Below are 21,222 nucleotides of genomic sequence, written 5' to 3'. Positions count from 1 at the left end.
GGTGCTTCAGGATTAATGTCAGGGAACGGGAACCTGCTCCAGCAAACGGGCGATGACCTTGTCTGTCGATACCCCTTCCGCTTCCGCTTTGAAACTGGTGATCAGACGGTGACGCAGTACGTCGAACGCCATCGCCTGCACGTCCTCGGGAGCGACGAAGTCTTTGCCGTTCAGCCAGGCGTGAGCGCGGGCGCATCGGTCCAGGGCGATGGTGGCGCGGGGGCTGCCGCCGTATTCGAGCCACTCCGCCAGCTTGGCGTCGTATTTCTCGGGAAAGCGTGTCGCCATAATAATCTGAACGATGTATTGCTCAACAGAGTCCGCCATATACACGTCCAATACTTCTTTGCGAGCCTGAAAAATGGCTTCCTGCTCCAGCGGTTGAGCTTCTTTGACTTTTGGTCCCGCCGCTTCGTGGCGAGCCAGACGCAGAATGCTCAACTCCGACTCAGAGTCAGGGTAATCAATGCGGACATGCAACAGGAAACGGTCCAGCTGCGCTTCCGGCAACGGATAGGTGCCTTCCTGCTCGATGGGGTTCTGCGTGGCCATGACCATAAACAGACCGTTTAGCGGATAACTGCGTCCGCTTACGGTAACCTGCCGCTCCGCCATGGCTTCCAGTAGCGCGCTTTGCACTTTGGCGGGAGCGCGGTTGATTTCGTCAGCCAGGACCAGGTTGTGAAAAATAGGGCCTTTGCGGAACTCGAAGTTTCCCGTTTCCGGACGATAAATGTCGGACCCGGTAATATCCGCCGGCAATAAATCAGGGGTGAACTGAATACGCTGGAAGTCGCCTTCAATGTTTGACGCCAGCTCTTTGATTGCTTTGGTCTTGGCGAGGCCGGGCGCCCCTTCGACCAATAAGTGGCCGTCAGCGAGCAGAGAGATCAGCAATCGATCGAGCAGGTGCGACTGCCCGATAATGGATTCGCTGAGTTGGTTCTTTAGATCTAGAAGAGTGGCCTGTAAGGACATGCTTAACCTAATACCAGTGTTTGCGTTGTTCTTCCAAAAACGTCGACAAACCCTCGACGCATCCGTCGGAGGCTTCGGGCCTGTAGAGGGCTTAAGATGTTAGAAAACTCAGCTGCAGGCGTCCAGCGCCAACGAGACAGCATTCTGCAATAATTAACTTAGTTTCGTTATTAATTATTCGTCATAACATTAAACTATCGGTGCGACCCCGGCAGTCGTTCTCAAGCGACACGCTCGTTGCGCAATGAGAAACCAAAGCTGCCTAACCATCATGTTTTCAAAGTGCGTGCTGTAGAATACCGATTCAAGGGGGGTTAAGATTTTTTAACCTTGATTAAGAGGTGGGCCGCGAGGCCTGGCATTCATTTCGAATTGCAGTAGAAATTGAATAGAGTGTTGTAAACGGCGGGTGTATGAAAATTGAAAGATGGAGAAAGGTGGCCTTTGAAGAGAAACCTTTGTGGCTGGAAAAAATAGTGCTCGGCATTGTGTGGCTATTGATCTTTACATCCGGTCATGACTTGTGGAATCCCTATCCGGTGCTGGGCCTGTTAGTTCTTTTGCTTGGATTATACGCGCTTTGGCGCATTGCGCGACGAACCAAATGCCGCTGGGTGTTGGACGTATTGTTGTCGTATGACGGGGATAAGGCGGTGTTTAATCTTCGCCCTGAACGTAAAGATTTACGCCCCATTGAGGTTTTAATTTCTAAAGTCGAGTTGATACGTTATGGCGATACCTTCGTGTACTTTGAAGGCGTATACCCCTATGCGAAGGAAGCTCCCTTCTCAAAAAAATTCCTGCCTCATATCAAAACGCTGATAAATAAAATGCAGACTTCATATCCAAATATTAAAGTCGAAGCGCTCTGATAATGCGGGGGCTAAATTGAGTGGTTAAAAACCGCTCTTTTGACTGCGTGTTATTGCCTAGGTATTTTCACTCATTCGGATGCTGGGGGTAGATCGCTTTTTTGTCAGGCTTGTTCTGCAACTTCATGATAAAAATAAGAAAAAATTTTCGTTAGCGGCGATTTTTGATCTTTTGTAGTAGGTACTAAACTGTATTAAAAACGCCTATCCGCCCTGCTAGGCTCTTGGCTCCCAAACAGCATAAACAGATTTCAATACCTGAACTATTCTTAAAACTGCAGGCGTCATCTCACTCAGTTCACTGCCTCGTTGTAAAAGAAGTTTTGGGGTCGTTGCTTTTTTTGAGCCAATAATAAAAAGGTGCAAATTTAATGAAGCAGATTAGCGTAGAGACCAGGGAGCAGTTTTTTGAACTTTTAGAGGAGGAGTTCAAAAAGAAACTGGAACCTGGCTTAGCGGAGGATGTGAACCGGTTCGCCCGGCTTTATCTCGAAATGTCGCCTCTGGACGAAATCCGTAGTCGCCGCCTGGCGGATATCTACGGCGCAGTCGTCGCCTGTTGGCACTTCCTGCAAGAACATCATCAAGACCAGCCCAAGGTCACCGTCTTCAACCCGGACCTGGAAACTCACGGCTGGCAATCCACCCACACCGTTATCGGCATACTTCACAATAACATTCCCTTTATCGTTGACTCGGTGCGTATGGGGCTGAACCGCATGGAGCTGACGCTGCACTCCATTCAGCACGCGGTTCTGTACATCGAGCGCGATAGTTCCGCCAAACTCAAGCGCGTTATCGGCCGTGATGAAGAGCCGGCGCGGGAGTTGGGCGAGTCCATGGTGTATGTGGAAATCGACCGACATAACGATCCCGCTGATCATCAGCGCATCAAAGAGGAGCTGGAGACGGTTCTCGGCGAGGTGCGCACAGCGGTGGGCGACTACGAAAAAATGAAGTCGCATGCGCAAGAACTTATCAGCGAGTTCGAGAAAGATATTCCCAACGTCAAAAAAACGGATTTAAAAGAAGCGAGCGAGTTTTTGAAGTGGCTGGCTGCAGACCATTTCACTTTCCTCGGATACGACGAGTATCAATTCAAGAAAGCCGGTAAGGACACTATCATTCAGCAGGTTGCGGGTTCCGAACTGGGTATCTTGAAGAGCCATCCAGAGCGCCCCGCGATGATGAAGATGAGCGATCTGCCGCAGAAAGCCCGTCGTCAACTGTTGCAATCCGAGATTTTCACTTTCGCCAAATCATCGCAACGTTCGCGAGTGCATCGGCCCGCTTATCCTGACTATGTGTCAGTGAAGAAGTTCAACGAGCAGGGCGAAGTTATCGGGGAGCGTCGCTTCCTTGGTCTGTATACGTCACGGGTTTACCACCAGCGTCCTGACGATATCCCGTTGGTGAGACGCAAAGTCAAACATGTTCTGAAGCGCTCCGGTTTCAATCCCAGCGACTACGCCGGTAAAGAGCTGGATCAGATTCTGGCGGTTTATCCCAGAGACGAACTGTTCCAGTTGGGCCGCGATGATCTGTTCGATGTGGCGATGGGTATTCTGTATATCCAGGAGCGTCGCAAAATCCGTCTGTTTATACGCGAGGACGTGTATGGACAGTTTGTCAGCGCCATCGTGTATGTGCCGAGAGACCTGTACAGCACTGATCTGCGTTTGCGCATCTCCGACATTCTGGTCAAGGCCACCGGCGCCGAAGACGTAGAGTTCACCACTTATTTCTCTGAATCCGTACTGGCGCGTACGCAGTTCAACCTGCGCGTACCTCAGGCGGAGCGTCGCGATCTGCGTCCTGCGGAACTGGAAGAGCGCATCATCGCCGCCGCTCAGTCCTGGCAGGATGGCCTGATGGAAAGCTTGTACGAAGCGCATGGTGAAGAGCAGGCGAACTCCTATATTCATCTTTACGCCAATGCTTTCAATGGCGCATACAGAGAAGAGTTTTCACCTCGTCGCGCAGTGATCGATATCGAGCATATCGCCTCGTTGAGCGAAGCGCGTCCGTTGGCGATGAGCTTCTATCGCGCATTGGAAGAAGATGAGAGCATTCTGCACTTCAAACTGTTCCATGGCGTTGTGCAAGTGCCTTTGTCCGACGTGTTGCCGCTGTTTGAAAACCTCGGTTTGAGAGTGCTGGGCGAGCACCCGTTTGAAGCGGTTGATCGCAATGGCAAGATAGTCTGGATTCATGACTTTTCGTTGCAAAGCCGTGGCGGTGAAGTCATTGATATTCAGAAAATCCGTAAGAAGTTTGAAGAACTGTTCCTGCGCGTCTGGACCAACGAAGCTGAAAACGACATTTTCAACCGTCTGGTTTTGGCGGCGCAGATGGACTGGCGTCAGATCGCCATGTTCCGCGCCTACGCGCGCTACATGCGTCAGATTCGCTTCAGCTACAGCCAGGACTTTATCGCCAATACGCTGGTCAACCACGTCCATATCGCCAAATCCATTTACGAGCTATTCGAAGCGCGTTTCAACCCGGCGAAAATTCAGAGCGAAGCTCAATGTGGCGCTGCGCAACAGAAGCTGGAGATTGAAATCAATCAGGCGCTGGATGAAGTCGAGCACCTGAGCGAAGACCGTGTATTACGCCGCTTTGTCGAGCTGATCAAGGCGACGTTGCGCACCAATTACTATCAGCGCGGCGAAGACAACGGCGTGAAGGGGTACATGTCCTTCAAGTTCAGCCCTCGCGACATTCCTGAAATGCCGCTGCCGCTGCCGATGTTCGAAATCTTTGTATACTCTCCGCGAGTGGAAGGCGTACACCTGCGCGGCGGCAAAGTCGCTCGCGGCGGTTTGCGCTGGTCTGATCGCTTTGAGGATTACCGGACGGAAGTGCTTGGCCTGGTGAAAGCGCAGCAGGTCAAGAACTCCGTTATCGTGCCGGTCGGCGCGAAGGGCGGTTTCGTAGCCAAGCAACTGCCTGAAAATGACCGTGAAGCAATGCTGAATGAAGGTATTGCGTGCTACAAAACCTTTATCCGCGGCCTGCTGGATGTCACTGACAACCTTTCTGGCGGCGAAGTGGTTCCACCTATAGATGTAGTGCGTCACGACGAAGACGACTACTACTTGGTTGTGGCGGCCGACAAAGGCACCGCAACGTTCAGCGACATCGCCAACTCACTGTCGGAAGAATATAACTTCTGGTTGAGCGATGCGTTTGCGTCCGGCGGCAGCCAGGGTTACGACCACAAGAAGATGGGCATCACCGCGCGCGGCGGCTGGGTTTCAGTCGAGCGTCACTTCCGTGAAATGGGCGTGAATACAGCGACTGACGATTTTACCGTGGTGGGCGTGGGCGATATGTCCGGGGACGTGTTCGGCAACGGCATGTTGCGTTCTGAGCATATTCTTATGGTGGCCGCCTTCAACCATATGCACATCTTTATTGACCCGAATCCGGATGCTGCGTCCAGCTTCGTAGAGCGCCAGCGTTTGTTCGAGCTGCCACGCTCCACCTGGATGGATTATGACAGCAAACTGATTTCGGCGGGCGGCGGCGTATTCTCACGCAACGCCAAGTCGATTCCCATCAGTCCGGAAATGAAAGCGCGTTTCGGCATCAAGCAGGATCGCTTGCCCCCCAACATGCTGATTTCCCAGTTGTTGAAAGCCCCGGTTGACCTGCTTTGGTTCGGCGGTATCGGCACCTATGTGAAATCCTCGGAAGAGACACACGCGGACGTGGGCGATAAAGCCAATGACGCGCTGCGGGTTGATGCAAGCGACCTGCAGGTGAAGGTCATCGGTGAAGGCGGCAACCTGGGGATGACGCAGTTGGCTCGTATCGAATACGCCTTCAACTATGGTCGCCTGAACACCGACTTCATTGATAACGCCGGCGGCGTGGACTGTTCTGACCACGAAGTCAACATTAAGATCCTGCTGAACGAGATTGTCGCCAGCGGCGACATGACCATGAAGCAGCGTAATAAGTTGCTGGCGGACATGACTGAATCCGTCGCTGATCTGGTGCTGATGAACAACTATCGTCAGACCCAGGCGTTGAGTATCGCGGAAACAGATGCGGCGACCCGTATCGAAGAGTATCGCCGCTTGATCAACCATCTGGAGTCCATCGGTAAGCTGAATCGCGGCCTGGAGTTTATTCCGGATGATGAAACCATCACCGAGCGTAAATCCATGAAACGCGGCTTGGTGAGACCGGAGCTTTGTACGCTGATTTCCTACGTCAAAGGCTGGTTGAAAGAAACTCTGATCGATAGCGATCTGGTGGATCATGAATACCTGGCCAACGAACTGCACACTGAGTTTCCTCAGGTGCTGGTGGAGAAGTTTGGCCGTCAGATGCGCAGTCACCGTCTGCGTCGCGAGATTATCGCCACTCAGGTCGCCAACGATATGGTCAACCATATGGGCATCACCTTTGTGGACCGCCTGCGCCAGTCTACCGGCGCGCCGGTGGCGGCGATCGCTCAGGCTTACGTTATCGCCAGAAATGTATTCCAGGTGCAGAACCAGTGGGCGGCGATCGAGGCTTTGGATTATAAAGTCGGCAGCGGCATGCAGGTCGCGATGATGTCCGAGTTGATCCGTCTGGTGCGCAGAGCTACGCGCTGGTTCTTGAGAAATCGTCGCAGTGAGCTGAATGTCATGGAGAACATGGATAAATTCTCCACTGGTATCGACTATATCGCGCACCACTTCAAGGAACTGCTCTCCGGCGACCAGCTCAAGCTGTGGCAGGAGCGTTATGACGGCTACCGTCAGGCCGGCGTGCCTGATGAACTGGCTGCTACAGTGGCGGGAACGCCTTACCTGTACTCGGCGCTGGGCATCATTGAGGCGCAAGAACAGACTAACGCCGAACTGGATTATGTGGCGCGTATGTTCTTCCGTATGGGCGAAAGGCTGGACATGCAGTGGTTTGCGCACCAGCTCAACATTGCGCAGCCCGCAACGCACTGGCAGGCGCTGGCCAGAGAGAGCTTCCGTGAAGATCTCGACTGGCAGCAACGCGCGCTCACCGTCGGCATTCTGCGTATGACGGAGGCGCCGGAAGATATCGATCAGCGGATCGACGCCTGGTCTGGGTGCAATACGGACCTGATCGAGCGCTGGCGCGGTATGTTGACCGAGCTGAAAGCGACCAAAGATCCTGAGTTCCCCATGTACTCTGTGGCTCTGCGGGAGCTGTTGGATCTGGCGCAAAGCACGACGCACGCCACCACTAAGATCTGATAAGGTAACGTAACGTAACGCCGACGCAGTGCTCCGCTCTACTTGAGCAGGAGGGCTGCGGCGGTTTATTTTCAGGTCAAATAAGCAATAGAGTGTTGTGGAGATGCGGCAAATTATCGTCGACATCTATATATCAGCAGACGAATACCTGAACGTTTATCGCGGTAGCGCTAAAAGCGTCAGCGCCGTGAGTCGGGACGGGCTCAGAGTTCAGTTTCCCGCTAGTATTCTGCAGCGCTTCGTCACCCGGGAGGGTATCCGGGGCTCGTTCGTCATCACTTTTGATGACGCCAATAAGTTTCAGTCTATTGAGCAATTGGCGTAGTGATCAGCCTTGTTCACTTTGCGTCAGCCACTCTGGGTGTTGAAGCGCGATTTTCAGTAACGCGGCGACGCTGATAGCGTCCGTAATCGCGCCGCTTAGCGCCATGCTCACGGCTTCTTGCAGCGGCAGACGTCGCACCTTTAACTCTTCTGTCTCATCCGGATTCCATCCGACTTGCGTAAGCATGCGCGCAACATACACCACGCCTTGTTCGTCGGTGACGCAATTGCTGGTATGCAGGCGCATCAACTCGGACAACTCATCAGCTATCAGTCCTGTCTCCTCCTGCAGTTCTCTGCGCGCGGCGTCCGCCGTCCATTCATCGTGAGGCGCTCCGCCCATCGGGATCTCCCAGGAGTAGCACTCAGTGGCGTAACGATACTGGCCCACCAGCCAGGTATGCCCTTCATCATCCACCGGCACTATGCCGACAGCTTTGTTCTTCATATGCACAACGCCATAAATGCCGGGCTTGCCGGTGGGAGCGATGACTTCCCGATGCTCAACTTGAATCCAGGGGTTTACGTAGACCTGATTGCTGGAAAGGGTGCGCCAGGGATTGATTTCAGGAGAGTCGGACATAATGAATTCCTTGTGCGACAGAAAACTGGATGACTCGAAATGATAAGAGTGAGTGGAAACTTATAACAAAAACGCCGGAAGAGAAAAGCTCCGCCGGCGTTAAAGGATAAGTTGTTGCTGAACTGGAAAGGTTAGGAGTGTTTGACGAACCAGTAACGCTCCCAGGCCACGAGAACTCTTTCCGGATACCAGGTCTTGCCCAGGCTGCCGTTATAGCGGGCCAGGGCGCGAATCAGGTTGCCTTTCTCTTTATCCAGGTAGTGCTTGAGAATGGTGCAGCCATAACGCAGGTTAGTGGCGACATCGTGGAGATTGTCCTCGGGGCGTCCGATTTCGTTTATCCAGAACGGCATCACCTGCATCAGGCCGCGCGCGCCGGCGCTGGAGACGGCGTAAGGATCGAAGCGGCTTTCCACATGCATTACCGCCAGGACAATTTCCGGATTGAGGCCGGCGCGGGATGCCTCCAGATGCACCAGTTTCAGTAATTCAAGACGCTGATTGGTGTCTTTGACGTACTTTTCCATGCGGGCGGACATATCCACCAGCCATACTTCGGCGTCAAAGCGGTCAATAAAGCTTTTGGCCTCGTTAACCGTGCGCTTCAATACGGCGCGCAGCTCCGGGTCCGGCTCTTGTGGGCCGGCTGCAAGGGCGGAGGCCGGCGCAAGCGCCAGCAGCATGAACATTCCGAATAACCAAGACAAACCCTTGCCTCGAACAAAGGCGGGGCGCACTGAATAACTGTACTGCATGATTCAATTGACTATTTTTTCAACTTCTCTTTGATGAAGTTTACAACAGTATCCACTGTCATATCTGTGCTGTCTGTATCACGACGACCTTTGTATTCCACTTTCCCTTCCGCCAGGCCGCGATCACTGATCACCACCCGGTGTGGAATGCCGATCAACTCCATTTCCGCGAATTTGACGCCGGGGCGTTCGTTACGGTCATCCAACAAGACATCGACGCCCGCCTGCAGCAGTTCTGCATAGAGGCTTTCTGCTTTTTCTCTCACCACATCGGATTTGTGCATGTTCAAGGGGACAAGGGCGACCTCGAACGGCGCCAGGGCGTCCGGCCAGATGATGCCTTTGTCGTCGTGACCCTGCTCAATCGCAGCGGCGACGACACGGGAGACGCCAATGCCGTAACAGCCCATTTGCATTACGGTGGCTTTGCCGTTTTCGTCCAGTACGGTGGCGTTCATGGCGGAGCTGTACTTGTCGCCCAGTTTGAATACGTGACCTACCTCGATGCCTTTTTTCAGCACCAGGACGCCTTTGCCATCGGGGCTGAGGTCGCCTTCCACCACGTTGCGCAGATCGGCGGTTTCCTTGATTTCGCAGTCACGTCCCCAGTTAACGCCAGTGAGGTGCTGGCCTTCCTCGTTGGCGCCGCAGACAAAGTTCGCCAGCACCGCTGCGCTGTTATCGACAATCGTGCGCAGGGGCAGGTTTACCGGGCCAATGGAGCCAGGTTTGCAGCCCACCGCCGCTTCAATGGCTTCGTCGCTGGCGAATGTCAACGGGGACGCCACGCCAGGCAGTTTTTCCGCCTTGATTTCATTAAGGACATGATCGCCGCGCAGCACCAGAGCGATAATTGGAGCAGGCTTGCCTTCTTCCGCTTCGCCCAGCACCAGCAGGGTTTTCACGGTTTGCTCCGCGGGCAGGTTCAAGAATTCGGAGACGCTCTCAATAGTACGTTGTCCAGGCGTCGCCACCTTGGCCATGTCTTTGGAGGGCGCAGGCGCCTGCTTGAGAGTGGTCAGGGCTTCTGCTTTCTCCAGATTGGCGGCGTAGTCGCTTTCAGTGCTGAATGCGATCAAATCTTCCCCGGAGTTGGCCAGTACATGGAACTCATGGGAAGAAGAACCGCCAATGCTGCCGCTATCCGCTTGCACAGGACGGAAATCCAGGCCAAAGCGGGTGAATATGCGGGTGTAAGCGTCGTACATGACCATGTAGGTTTCGTCCAGCGACTCCTGATTCACATGGAAGGAGTAGGCGTCCTTCATCAGGAATTCTCTGGCGCGCATGATGCCGAAGCGAGGGCGGCGCTCATCGCGGAATTTCATTTGAATCTGGTAAAAGTTAGCCGGTAGTTGTTTGTAGCTTTTCAGCTCGTTGCGAATCAGGTCGGTAATGACTTCTTCATGAGTCGGGCCGACGCAGAAATCGCGATTGTGGCGATCGTGAATGCGCAGCAACTCGCCGCCGTATTGCTCCCAGCGGCCGGACTCGATCCATAATTCAGCTGGCTGCACCGCCGGCATAAGCACTTCCTGGGCGCCGGAACGGTCCATTTCCTCTCTGACGATGTTTTCAACTTTTTTCAGAACCCTCAAGCCAAGGGGGAGCCAGGTATAGAGACCTGCGGCCAGCTTGCGAATCATGCCTGCGCGCAGCATCAACTGATGGCTGATGACTTCCGCGTCGGCAGGGGTTTCTTTCAGGGTGGCGATCAGGTATCGACTTGCGCGCATATATCTTCCCAGGAATACAAATAAATAAGGTTAACTACCGGTAATGGTTTATTTTTACTGCCGCACTATTGTAGAAGCGATGACTCCTTGCGTACAGGCGCGATTGTATTAATTGCGAATACGGCTCCGAAGGCGGCCCGACGGCCGCCATGACGACCGGATTTATCGCAGGTTTCTCCAAAACGGCCCATCCAAGCGGCTTTTTTCGCGTCATACAACAGTTTGTCATGAGAACGCAACCGGCCTCATGGTTTATGCCATATACCTGCTTGGCAACCCTGGGGCGATGAGGCAAACTCACCAGCGTCCGATGATACAGTTGAGCCTATGATGCTGACCGCGCACGAAATTCAAAACATCATCAGAACCGGCGTGCCGATGGCGGAGTCCATCGATTTCCGGGTTGATGAGGTCTCAGGCAAGAACGCTATCGCCAGAATCCCGTTTTCAGAAACCTTTGTGCGCCCCGGAGGAACACTTTCCGGACCCATCATCATGTCGCTGGCGGATGCATCCATGTATGCAATCATTCTTGCGACTTTAGGGCGTGTGGAAATGGCTGTCACCAGCAATTTAAACATCAACTTTTTGCAACGGCCCAAGCCGGAAGACCTGTTGGCGGAGGCGACTCTGCTGAAACTGGGCTCCCGGATTGCATTTTGTGAAGTAAATCTGTACTCGCCGAACAGCGATGGTTTGGTCGCGCACGCAACGGGAAGTTACGCGTTGCCGCGGTAGGGGGGAGGAGCCCGCCAGGCGCATCGCAGCTAGTAGACTGCTGTACCGCAATAATAGCCGTACCCACAACAATAAAAACCAAATGAAATGACTTTGATCAGAGTACTAACTCAAGAACGATCAGTACTAACCTCGTGGAATAACTACAGGAAGTTATGACTATGAACATTACCGCCAGTAAAAACTCAGAAGCGCTGCAGGAGCTCGAACAGCGCAGGCAGCCCGTGCAAGAACGCAGCCGGGAAAGAGTCGAGCTGATATTAAACGAAGCTGCCATTCTTATCAGTGAAGTTGGCGTGCAGGGAGCGAAAACCTCGGAAATCGCCCGTCGCGCGGGTATTTCCCTAGCGTCTTTATATCGTTATTTCCCCAACAAGGCCGCTATAGTCAAGGCTTTGGCTGAACGCCATATCAAAACGCTGAGTTCAGTTATGGAGGAATTTGTAAGCGAGTTTGATCTGGAGGAAGGGTTTGACAAGCTTATTGACACCTTCGCCCATTTCTATCGGTCCGAGCCGGGTTACAAAGAAATCTGGTCAGGCGTTGAGGCGATGCCGGAGCTTCAGCAACTGGATCTTGGCGAGCTGTTCGATAACGCCCAGGCTATTACCAATCGCGCCAAACTGCTGTATCCGCAAGTTGAACAAGAGCGTCTGTGGTTGATATGCGTGATGCTGCCCAGAGCCTGTGGCGCTATCTTGAGGTTGGCCATGACTATGGAAGAAAAGCCTGAGTCAATCATGTTGACGGAATTAAAGTTGATGGTGAAGTCATACTTGCGTCAACGTTTAGGTGAGCTGGACGCTGCGGCGTAACGTCGTGTGACCGGCTTTCCCGCATTGGGCCTGGGGTCAGGGAGTGCGGAAACATATAGATGAAGACGTCCTACAAATAATCAGGCGTCATCCATGTCGCCAACGCTTGGCGGCGTCTTCTTGTCGTGTTCTAGCGGAGGGCTGAAAGTAAGTCAGTCAATGACGTCTTTCAGCGCCTCCTCAAGCGTATCAAATTGAAAACTGAAGTTTTCGTCTAATAAGCGGGCTGGAATCGCCTTTTGTCCCGTTAATAACATCCTCGATAATTCACCCATCGCCAACTTCAATGCGAATGCCGGCGCCGTGCAGAATGCGGGGCGATGAAGCTGTTTCGCCAGGGTGGCGGTGAATTCGGCGTTAGTGACTGGATTGGGGCTGACTGCATTGTAGGGGCCGCTGCAGGTTGGCGTTTCGAGTAAGTGCAACATAACTCTCAGAAGGTCCTGAATATGAATCCAGGGCATCCACTGGCTTCCGTCTCCAAATTTTCCGCCCAGGCCAAGCTTAAAAACGGGCAGCATTTTCTGTAGGAAACCTTCTTTACCCACCACCAGGCCGATACGGGCGATGGCGACTCGCATTCCAATGCTCTCCGCGCTAAGGGCGGCGGCCTCCCATTCACTGCACAGTTCATGCGTGAACTCCTCGTGGGGCGGGGTTTGCTCTGTCACCAATAGATCTTGCTGGTCGCCGTAATAGCCCACGGCGGATGCGGAAATCATCGCTTTGGGCGATGTTTCCATTTGCTTGCACATGTCAATCAAGTCGTGAGTCAACGCAATGCGGCTTTGCTTCAGCTTTTGTTTGCGCGCCTGCGTCCAGTGTCTGTCAGCTACGGGCTCGCCAGCCAGATTGATGATAGCGTCAACCGGCGCCTCTATCAGGTCCGTGCGCAGTTGTCCGATACTGCGACAGCGTTCTCCCACAAGATGAGCAACCTGCTCCGGCCTTCTGCTGAACACAGTGGTGTCGTGTCCACTGGCCCATAGCGCCCGGCACAGTTGTTTGCCGATAAAACCTGTGCCCCCGGTCACCAGGATATGCATGCTCGGATCTCCTTAAACTCTTCCTTATTAGTGCGTGTGTCAGCCTTGCGCTCAGGTGGGACGCAGTAGCGATTTGGCTATCTTGGGCCTATTTGTGCGGCTATACAATAATTGGTTTAAAACTTGACTCCTGGCTTGTTCGGCTCAGGATTCAGTTGCTGCGTTAATCAGCGTGCGCCTGACTGTAAAAGATCGCGAACAATACCTTCAACTGTGTCTATGAACAGGGGGTGCTCCCCTAGGGGCGGCAACAAAGAGATGTCGACGCCGGCCTTTTCGGTCAGCTCCGCAATCATGGCGGGAACATCTTCACGCAAATGTTTGCCCGCAGCGAAAAATAGAGGCAGCACTGCGATAGATTGCGCGCCCTGATTGCGGGCGTTTATTACAGCCTGCTCCAGCGTCGGCTCCGCAAGTTCCATGAACGCCAGGGAGACTTGGGTGGCGCTTTGGGAAAGGCGCTCTGTCAGTGCGATAAAAGGTTGCAACCAGTTGCTGTCACGGCTGCCGTGAGCGAGAAGTATCGTGTGGTCGAAAGTCATAATGAATTGCCGAATCTCCAATATGTACATGGTACGCCGATAAGGCTAAGTTGGTTTGCAGCTTTCTTTCATAGGGGGCCTATTTTCTTGACTTGGACGCCTATAATCGAGAGCTTACTCAGTTTTAGGCGGGAAACGAATATCCCTTTGGTCTTTCGTTGCGTTTTGTGCTGATGGTTAGGGAGGGGAAATGTGGTCGGACAGCGAAATCTTACGTTACTGGTTTGGTGAGCTGGATGAGAATGGGCTGCCGTCTCAGGAAATTCTCCGACGTTGGTTTGCAGACGCCAGGAGCTATGACCGTGAAATTCGCCGGCGCTTCTTAACGACGGTTGTCCTGGCTTCGGAGCAGGGGTTGCAGCACTGGCGTGACAGTTCCGATGGCGTACTGGCCCTGATCCTTCTGCAGGATGTTTTTCCTCGTTATATTTTCCGTGGCGGCGCCATGGCGTTTGAGCAGGACAGGGAGGCCAGAAAAACGGCGCGGGAAGGGCTTGATAAGGCGCTGGATGTCAGGCTGGAGCCGGTTCACCGGATCTTTTTCTACATGCCGCTTATACATTCGGAGAAAGTGTCCGACCAAGAGGAATCGGTCGCGCTTTATCAACAGCTCGCTGCGACCTGTGAGGCTGGTCCGTTAAGAGACTTCGTCAGTGGTTTCGCAAGCAAGGCGGAAACGAACCAGGACGTCATTCGCCAGTTTGGGCGCTTCCCGCACAGAAACAAGATACTGAAGCGCGCGAGCCGACCGGAGGAGGTCGAGTTTTTGGCCTCTTGTCCTGCCGTTTACGATTGATCTCGCCTGACGGCTAATTTCTTATTCTAACGCTGTCTACCTGTGAGGATTTTCTGTCTCCTGGGTCACAATGTTGACCTTTGCTGGCTGAGCCTTGTATCCCCCTTTGTTAACATGCGGGGTTCGTCACAGTTTCCTGGACTTTGCGTCAACGGCTCCTGAGTGACGTCTGGAGCCTGGAAGTAAAATAAGAGTTAGTTATGTCTAGTAGCCTTGAATTGGACTTTCCCGCTGTAGATCAGTCTTTATGTGAATCGATTCAATATCAGGGAAGAAAGGCCTCAAGGGTCAAGAGCGAGCAGCGACGCCGAGAAATATTGCAAGCCGCTTTACGCATTGTGGCGAAGGAAGGCGTACAAGGCGTCAAACATCGCGCAGTGGCGAAAGAGGCGGGCGTTCCATTGGCCTCTACCACTTATTACTTCAAAGACATCAATGAGTTAATTACCGACGCTTTCATGCTGTTCGCGGAAAAAAGCCGTGAGAAGCTGGAGTTCTTCTACTCTGAATTACGCCGTCTTGCGGACGAGTATGACGCCGTCTCCGTTATGGAAGATGAAGGGCGCAGACGCGAATTCGCCAATGCGTTGGTGGAAATGGGGACAAACTACGTGCTGGGGCAGGTCCGGCATCACAAGTCTGAGCTTATGTCTGAGCAGGCGTTTTTAATGGAGTCTGTGCGGGATGAGAGTCTGAGCGCGCTGGCTCGGCGCTATAAAGACGCCTGGTTATCCGGGTTGGTGGACTTTATGCAGTCGCTTGGGTACGAGACCTATGTCGAGGATGCGGCCATTATTATGGGAATGGTGGGCAATCTGGAGCAGGAGGGCGCGCTTCAGGGCGGCAGCATTGATGAAGATAAGGTGCGCAGAGTCTGGCGACGCCTTCTTTATATGATGCTGGATATACGCTAAGCCCCGGTTTCTCCGCCTTTGTATTAGAAAATGGAAAAAATTCAAAATAAGGGTTGCGTGCTCGGGGAACGCTAATTATAATGCGCCCACTTCTGTTGAGGAGCAGCCTCGAAAGAAGCTGCAAAGCAAGTTAACATCATGATTAACTTGATCTTTTAAGCGGGAATAGCTCAGTTGGTAGAGCACAACCTTGCCAAGGTTGGGGTCGCGAGTTCGAGTCTCGTTTCCCGCTCCAAATTTTCTCTTCAAGTTCTAATTTAAATTCCATCATTTTTTTCGCTTTTACTCCTGGTCTCCTATTGGTTTCTCTGGATTTTCGGCGTTTTCTTCATCCATCGTCTAAACTTAAAGCCAAGCAGGCCTGAATGGTCTGTAGGTTGGTATCTACCTTGGGGTATTAGGTTATGGCGAGTGTTTTGGACTCTGTTGATCAGCGCACCAAACTGGTGGGTGAGAATCGCTTGGAGCTTCTCTTGTTCAAACTGGGGATGAGACAGATTTTCGCGATCAATGTGTTCAAAATTCAGGAAGTGCTCAAGCTGCCCAACTTGACGCAAATGCCGCATCGCCATCCTGTCGTATGTGGCGTTAGTCATATTCGCGACACTACTGTTCCAGTGATTAATCTGTCCCAGGCGATAGGGTTTCGGCCATTACAGCCGGATAAGGACTCCACCATCATCGTGACGGAATACAATCGTACGGTGCAGGCTTTCCTGGTGGCGAGTGTGGATCGTATCGTCAATATGACCTGGGAGCAGATTTTGCCTCCACCAAAGGGAGCGGGCGGCTCTCATTACGTCACGGCGATAACCCATTACAACGATCAGATAGTTGAGATCATCGACGTGGAGCGGGTGTTAGCGGATATTCGCCCGTACTCCACAGACGTTTCCGACACTGCGATGACGGAAAATATTCGGAAAATTGCTCAGGGTAAGGAAGTGCTGTTGGTGGACGACTCGCCAGTAGCGATCAGTCAGGCGATTGGGACCTTGCAGAAAGTCGGGCTGAAAGTGATTACCGCCAGAAACGGCTTGGAAGCCTATAACCTCCTTAAGAAATGGGCCGATGAAGGCGTCAATGTGCCTGAAAAGCTTCTAATGGTTGTAACCGACGCCGAGATGCCAGCGATGGACGGCTACAGACTGACCACCGAAATTCGTAACGATCCCCGCCTGAAAGACTTATATGTGGTGCTGCATACGTCTTTGAGCGGCAGTTTCAATAAAGCCATGGTGGAGAAGGTGGGATGCAACAACTTTCTGTCTAAATTCCAGCCGGATGAATTGGCGGCGGTTGTGCAGTCGCGTCTTAACTCATTGGCGGTGCGTTAGGGCGTCGCTAAGGAGTTCCCTCTCGACCCTTGTCCTCCTGTGTCGACCTAATTAGACTGCCTGTTCCGCCTGCTTAGCGCAGGCGATGCTTTTTTTGCGTCGACGGCCCACGCATTTTGTCCCTTCTTTGTTTACCCAGTGCGCAATGCCTGCGTTGAGGCGGGAGCGTTCTTAGGAGAGTGTTATGACGGATATCCGAGTTACCGAATTAAATATTTACCCCGTTAAATCTTGTGCTGGCGTTAGCCTTAGCAGAGTGGCGATAACAAATTGGGGGGCGGATCGCGATCGCCGTTTCATGCTGGTGGATGCGAATGGCAAATTCATCACGGCGAGAAAGCAGCATCGGCTGGTGTTGGTGAAGGCTGTTGTTGCTGATAATGGCTTGATGTTGTCAGCGCCGGGAATGAGTGGCTTGTTTGTCGAGGCGCCGGAGCAGGAAAGCTCCGCCATGGAGTCTGTGCAGGTGTGGAAGGATGAAGTTTCTGCACTGTTCGTTGATGCGCGCGCAGACGCTTGGTTTAGTGAGTTTCTGGGCGAGCAGGCGCGACTCGTGTATATTCCTGAGCGCAGCTTCCGGCAAGTGGATCGCGCCTATTACGACGCGCCGCACAAAGTGAGCTTTGCGGACGCATATCCTATCCTGGCGACTTCTGAGTCCTCTTTGGAGGATCTGAATGGCCGCTTACGCAATCCTGTTAAAATGACTCATTTTCGGCCGAACATTGTTGTGGCTGGCGCAGAAAGCTTCGCGGAGGATGACTGGCGGCGGTTGCGAATAGGCGACGTGGAGTTCGCTGCAGTGAAACCTTGTTCAAGGTGTGTTTTTACGACAATTGATCCCGCTACGGGCCATAAATCACCGGACACTGAGCCGTTGCGCACTTTGGCGTCCTATCGTAAAACTGAGCTGGGTGCGATATTTGGGCAAAACCTGGTGCAATTGAACCAGGGGGTCATTTGCGTTGGTGATAAAGTGGAGCTGCTCGACTAAGTGGTTGAGCTGAGGCTCTCTTTTCAATAACGAATTCAGAAACTATTAGATTTTAGAAGGTTACGATGGCGTTGCTACGGCTGAAAGATGTTTCTCTGGCGTTTGGAATGGCTCCATTGCTGGATCATGCGGATTTAGTGATTGAGTCCCAGGAACGGCTGTGTCTGATCGGCCGTAACGGCGCAGGTAAATCCACGCTTTTGAAAGTGTGCGCCGGTGAGATCAAGCCGGACGGCGGCGAAATAAGTAAAGGCAGAGGACTGAAAATGGCCTATCTGCCGCAGGAGCTGCCGGAACGGGGCGACGCCAGCGTACGCTCTGTCGTGGCGGAGGGATTGGCGGAAGTGGGTGAGTGGCTTGCGGCCTACGACGCGCTGACTCAGCAAGGCGAAGGCGCCAATGTGGCGGAGCTTGAGCGTCTGCATAATAAAATTGAGACTCACGACGGCTGGCGGCTGCGTCAGAAAGTCGAGGCGGTCATGCAGCGTTTGGAATTGCCAGGCGATAAGTCAATTGCTGAGCTGTCCGGAGGCTGGCGTCGTCGCGTGTTTCTGGCTCGCGCGCTGGTGCAGGAGCCGAATCTGTTGATGTTGGATGAGCCGACCAACCATCTGGATATCGATATGATCACCTGGTTGGAGGAGGAGTTGCTGCAGTTTGGCGGCAGCGTACTGTTTATCTCTCACGACCGCGCTTTCATTGATCGCCTGGCGACCCGAGTGATTGAGCTGGATCGCGGTAAGTTGTCGAGCTGGCCCGCGCCCTACGAGGCCTATTTGGCTAAGAAAGAGGAGCAGCTGGCGGCGGAGGAAAAAGAGTGGGAGCGCTTCGACAAGAAGCTGGCGGATGAAGAAGTTTGGATTCGCCAGGGTATCAAAGCGCGCCGCACTCGTAACGAAGGGCGTGTCAGGGCGCTGAAAAAGTTGCGGGAAGAGCGCAGGCAGCGACGTGACCGCGTCGGACAAGTGAGCCTGAAAGTGGATTCCGAAGAGCGTTCAGGCAATCTGGTGGCGGAGCTGAAAAATGTCTGTTTCGGCTACGCGGATAGTCCCAATCTTGTGAAAGATCTGAGTTGGCAGTTGATGCGCAAAGACCGGGTGGGCTTACTGGGGCCTAACGGTTGCGGTAAATCGACGTTTATAAAGTTGATACTGGGTGGTCTGGAGCCCACGGAGGGTGACATCAAGCGCGGATCTCGCTTGCAAGTGGCCTACTTTGACCAGTTGCGTGGACAGATCGATCCTGAGGCCAGCGTGTGGGATAACGTGGCCAAAGGAAAGGATTTTATAGAAGTTGGCGGTCGTAACGTCCATGTCACCGGTTATCTGAAAGACTTTCTGTTCTCCCCGGAAAGATTGCGTACTCCCGCCAAGGCGTTGTCCGGCGGTGAGGTTAACCGGCTGCTGTTGGCCAAACTGTTCACCATGCCGGCGAACTTTTTAGTGCTGGACGAACCTACCAACGATTTGGATATGGATACGCTTGATCTGTTGGAGAATCTGCTGGCGGAGTTTGAGGGCACGATTCTGCTGGTGTCCCACGATCGTTCCTTTATTGACAACGTGGTGACCAGCACGCTGGTGTTCGAGGGGGATGGCAATATAACCGAATACCCGGGCGGTTATAACGACTGGCTGGCGCAACGTCCCGTGGTCAAGGCGGATGCTAAACCTGCTGAACCCAAGGCTCAGGCGGCGAAGCCGAAAACGGCGTCGGATGGCGGGAAGACGGCCAAGCTTAGCTACAAGCTGCAACGCGAACTGGACGCTTTGCCCAGGGAGATTGAGCGGCTGGAAGCGGAAGTGGCGGCAATGCAGGAGGAAGTGTCCGCCGCTGACTTTTACAGTCGTCCTCATGAGGATGTGAACCGTGCGCTGACGGCTTTGGCGGAGCTGGAGCAAACCCTGGAAAAGACTATGGAAAGGTGGATGGAGCTTGAAGAAATGGCGGGCGGAGGCTGATCGGGGAGGGTTACAAATTTAAAAATATTGGCGCCTGCAAATCCGCTACACTTGAGATTAAAGGAGTAACTTCAGCAGCCGACGGACTCCGTTGAGAAAGTATCAGTCTTCTGTCGCCTCAATTGATTACGGAGAGATAAAGCTATATGCGGGTGCGTTACGAATTCCGTTTCGATGATAATCGAGTGCTGGACTACATCATCGAGACGGAGAGAGAAGACAAGAGCATGCACTCAGAGCCGCCTGCAGAGTGGACTGAGCTGAAGAACTGTCAATGCTCGAATTGCCCTCTCAAGAAGGACGCTGAACGTTATTGTCCCGCTGCTCTCGATATGCAGAAGATTGTTGCGGACTTTCGCTCCGAACCGGCTTTCCAGAAGGTCGAGGTGACGGTATTCACCAAAGAGCGCAATTATCACAAGCGCACGGGCCTGGAAGAGGCGTTACGCTCGTTGATGGGACTGGTGATGGCGACCAGTCACTGCCCCATACTCGGCGAGTTAAGGCCGATGGCCATACACCACATGCCGTTTTCCAATGGCGAAGAATTTATTCTCCGGTCTGTTTCTATCTATCTGGTGCAGCAGTACTTTAAGTTTCGCGATGGAGAAAAGCCTGACTGGGAGCTGAAGGGGCTGGTGGAGCGCAACCGCCGATTGCAGCTGGTGAATCAGGCGTTGTGGCAGCGTATTCACTCCGCCTGTGACGGCGACTCCAACCTGAAAGCATTGCTGAGCTTTTTTTCGTTGGCGTCGAGCGTCACATTCTCGCTGGAGACGCAGTTGCAGAAGCTGCGGAAGTCTTTCGAGTCTGGGGAATGGGTGGCTCCGCTATAGCGGAGCGCGTCAGACCGGATCAGTTATTAATCAGGCAGACAAATAGCTTCCTTCTATTTGTCTGCAACGACAGGGCCTGCCCATGTCTCCCGCGGCTCTCCGTCGCGCAGGCGCATCCATGCGCCAGATATTAACATGTCAATATCATTGCCATATTAATATATTTCATTAAATGCTTAATCGCTGATGCGGACCGCCAGAACGTCGCATTTCGCGCCGTGCAATACCCCATTCGCCGTGGAGCCCAGCAATAACTGCAATCCGTGGCGACCATGGCTGCCGACAATGACCAAATCAATGTCATTCTCTTCCGCGTAGCGATGGATTTCCCCTTCCGGGCGTCCCACCAGCACCGCCGCAGCGCTATTGGTCAGCGTGTGCTTCTCTATCAGTTTTTGCAGTTTCTCTTCGCTGTGTTTTTGCAGTTGCTGCTGAATGTCCCCCAGGTCCAATGGGATGTCGCCGCCATAGGCGTAACTGATGGGTTCGATAACGTGCGTCAGATGTAGGCGGGCCTGAGTCGCCTGTTGCATCCTCAGGGCCTTGGCGATGACTTGTTCGCCTTCATCGCTGAGATCCAGGGCGACGAGAATATTCTTGTACATGGTGCGCTCCTTTTGGCTGCATTGTTCCGAAAGTGTTTTCCAAGTGTGTAACTTTTCGGTAGTGTCCGCAAAACTGAAAACAGCTTAATGCTAATGAAACATGCGTTGAGATGACAGCGGACAAAATCAGGTGAAAAAGTACGCCCTGGTTTCGAA

Annotated in this window: 18 protein-coding genes and 1 tRNA gene; 12 read left to right on the top strand and 7 right to left on the bottom strand. The window is 53.1% G+C overall.

What is annotated here, in order from left to right; genetic code table 11:
- Window positions 1-18 precede the first annotated feature (18 nt).
- Window positions 19-978, bottom strand: coding sequence for an AAA family ATPase (locus HCH_RS21440; protein WP_011398539.1), 960 nt, complete (start codon window positions 976-978; stop codon window positions 19-21).
- Between the two features lie 413 nt (window positions 979-1,391).
- Between HCH_RS21440 and HCH_RS21435 the strand changes: the two genes are divergently transcribed.
- From HCH_RS21435 to HCH_RS21425, 3 genes are all read left to right on the top strand, one after another.
- Window positions 1,392-1,850: a hypothetical protein gene (locus HCH_RS21435; RefSeq protein ID WP_011398538.1), complete on the top strand. Its 459-nt coding sequence runs from the start codon at window positions 1,392-1,394 to the stop codon at window positions 1,848-1,850.
- Window positions 1,851-2,221: 371 nt separating this feature from the next.
- Window positions 2,222-7,084, top strand: coding sequence for an NAD-glutamate dehydrogenase (locus tag HCH_RS21430; protein WP_011398536.1), 4,863 nt, complete (start codon window positions 2,222-2,224; stop codon window positions 7,082-7,084).
- Window positions 7,085-7,187: 103 nt separating this feature from the next.
- Window positions 7,188-7,409: a DUF2835 domain-containing protein gene (locus HCH_RS21425; protein ID WP_041598852.1), complete on the top strand. Its 222-nt coding sequence runs from the start codon at window positions 7,188-7,190 to the stop codon at window positions 7,407-7,409.
- A 3-nt stretch (window positions 7,410-7,412) separates the two neighbouring features.
- Here the strand turns inward: HCH_RS21425 and HCH_RS21420 are convergent, their stop codons facing one another.
- The 3 genes from HCH_RS21420 to HCH_RS21410 all read right to left on the bottom strand — a co-directional run bounded on the left by HCH_RS21420 (window position 7,413) and on the right by HCH_RS21410 (window position 10,482).
- Window positions 7,413-7,991 (bottom strand): NUDIX domain-containing protein, encoded by a 579-nt coding sequence (locus HCH_RS21420; RefSeq protein ID WP_011398534.1) that lies wholly within the window; start codon window positions 7,989-7,991, stop codon window positions 7,413-7,415.
- Between the two features lie 131 nt (window positions 7,992-8,122).
- Window positions 8,123-8,746 carry a lytic transglycosylase domain-containing protein gene (locus HCH_RS21415; protein WP_011398533.1) on the bottom strand — a complete coding sequence of 208 codons (624 nt, stop codon included), beginning with the start codon at window positions 8,744-8,746 and terminating at the stop codon, window positions 8,123-8,125.
- Between the two features lie 11 nt (window positions 8,747-8,757).
- Window positions 8,758-10,482, bottom strand: a complete 1,725-nt coding sequence (locus HCH_RS21410) for a proline--tRNA ligase (protein ID WP_011398532.1) — start codon at window positions 10,480-10,482, stop codon at window positions 8,758-8,760.
- A gap of 327 nt (window positions 10,483-10,809) precedes the next feature.
- On the opposite strand from HCH_RS21410, the gene HCH_RS21405 reads away from it, so the two are divergent.
- Window positions 10,810-11,220, top strand: a complete 411-nt coding sequence (locus tag HCH_RS21405) for a PaaI family thioesterase (protein ID WP_011398530.1) — start codon at window positions 10,810-10,812, stop codon at window positions 11,218-11,220.
- Window positions 11,221-11,381: 161 nt separating this feature from the next.
- On the top strand, window positions 11,382-12,035 hold the full coding sequence (locus HCH_RS21400) for a TetR/AcrR family transcriptional regulator (RefSeq protein WP_238384918.1): 654 nt from the start codon (window positions 11,382-11,384) through the stop codon (window positions 12,033-12,035).
- Window positions 12,036-12,187: 152 nt separating this feature from the next.
- Here the strand turns inward: HCH_RS21400 and HCH_RS21395 are convergent, their stop codons facing one another.
- Together HCH_RS21395 and HCH_RS21390 are read right to left on the bottom strand one after the other, a co-directional pair.
- Window positions 12,188-13,081, bottom strand: a complete 894-nt coding sequence (locus tag HCH_RS21395; RefSeq protein ID WP_011398528.1) for a TIGR01777 family oxidoreductase — start codon at window positions 13,079-13,081, stop codon at window positions 12,188-12,190.
- A gap of 167 nt (window positions 13,082-13,248) precedes the next feature.
- On the bottom strand, window positions 13,249-13,623 hold the full coding sequence (locus HCH_RS21390; protein WP_041599820.1) for a sirohydrochlorin chelatase: 375 nt from the start codon (window positions 13,621-13,623) through the stop codon (window positions 13,249-13,251).
- A 190-nt stretch (window positions 13,624-13,813) separates the two neighbouring features.
- Here HCH_RS21390 and HCH_RS21385 point away from each other — a divergent pair, with 190 nt between their 5' ends.
- From HCH_RS21385 to HCH_RS21355, 7 genes are all read left to right on the top strand, one after another.
- Window positions 13,814-14,419 (top strand): DUF924 family protein, encoded by a 606-nt coding sequence (locus HCH_RS21385; protein ID WP_011398526.1) that lies wholly within the window; start codon window positions 13,814-13,816, stop codon window positions 14,417-14,419.
- 200 nt (window positions 14,420-14,619) lie between these two features.
- Window positions 14,620-15,333 (top strand): TetR/AcrR family transcriptional regulator, encoded by a 714-nt coding sequence (locus HCH_RS21380; RefSeq protein WP_011398525.1) that lies wholly within the window; start codon window positions 14,620-14,622, stop codon window positions 15,331-15,333.
- 159 nt (window positions 15,334-15,492) lie between these two features.
- Window positions 15,493-15,568, top strand: a tRNA-Gly gene (locus HCH_RS21375).
- 169 nt (window positions 15,569-15,737) lie between these two features.
- On the top strand, window positions 15,738-16,670 hold the full coding sequence (locus HCH_RS21370) for a chemotaxis protein CheV (RefSeq protein ID WP_011398524.1): 933 nt from the start codon (window positions 15,738-15,740) through the stop codon (window positions 16,668-16,670).
- 184 nt (window positions 16,671-16,854) lie between these two features.
- Complete coding sequence (locus HCH_RS21365; protein WP_011398523.1) at window positions 16,855-17,664, top strand: MOSC domain-containing protein; 810 nt, start codon at window positions 16,855-16,857, stop codon at window positions 17,662-17,664.
- Window positions 17,665-17,729: 65 nt separating this feature from the next.
- Window positions 17,730-19,625: an ATP-binding cassette domain-containing protein gene (locus HCH_RS21360; protein ID WP_011398522.1), complete on the top strand. Its 1,896-nt coding sequence runs from the start codon at window positions 17,730-17,732 to the stop codon at window positions 19,623-19,625.
- Between the two features lie 146 nt (window positions 19,626-19,771).
- Window positions 19,772-20,461, top strand: coding sequence for a DUF6901 family protein (locus HCH_RS21355; RefSeq protein WP_011398521.1), 690 nt, complete (start codon window positions 19,772-19,774; stop codon window positions 20,459-20,461).
- A gap of 176 nt (window positions 20,462-20,637) precedes the next feature.
- Here HCH_RS21355 and HCH_RS21350 read toward each other — a convergent pair whose 3' ends face one another.
- Window positions 20,638-21,066, bottom strand: coding sequence for a universal stress protein (locus HCH_RS21350; RefSeq protein WP_011398520.1), 429 nt, complete (start codon window positions 21,064-21,066; stop codon window positions 20,638-20,640).
- Window positions 21,067-21,222 lie beyond the last annotated feature (156 nt).

It is taken from the genome of Hahella chejuensis KCTC 2396, from assembly GCF_000012985.1.
Taxonomy (GTDB): domain Bacteria; phylum Pseudomonadota; class Gammaproteobacteria; order Pseudomonadales; family Oleiphilaceae; genus Hahella; species Hahella chejuensis.
This window is presented reverse-complemented; position numbering and strand designations above follow the sequence as displayed.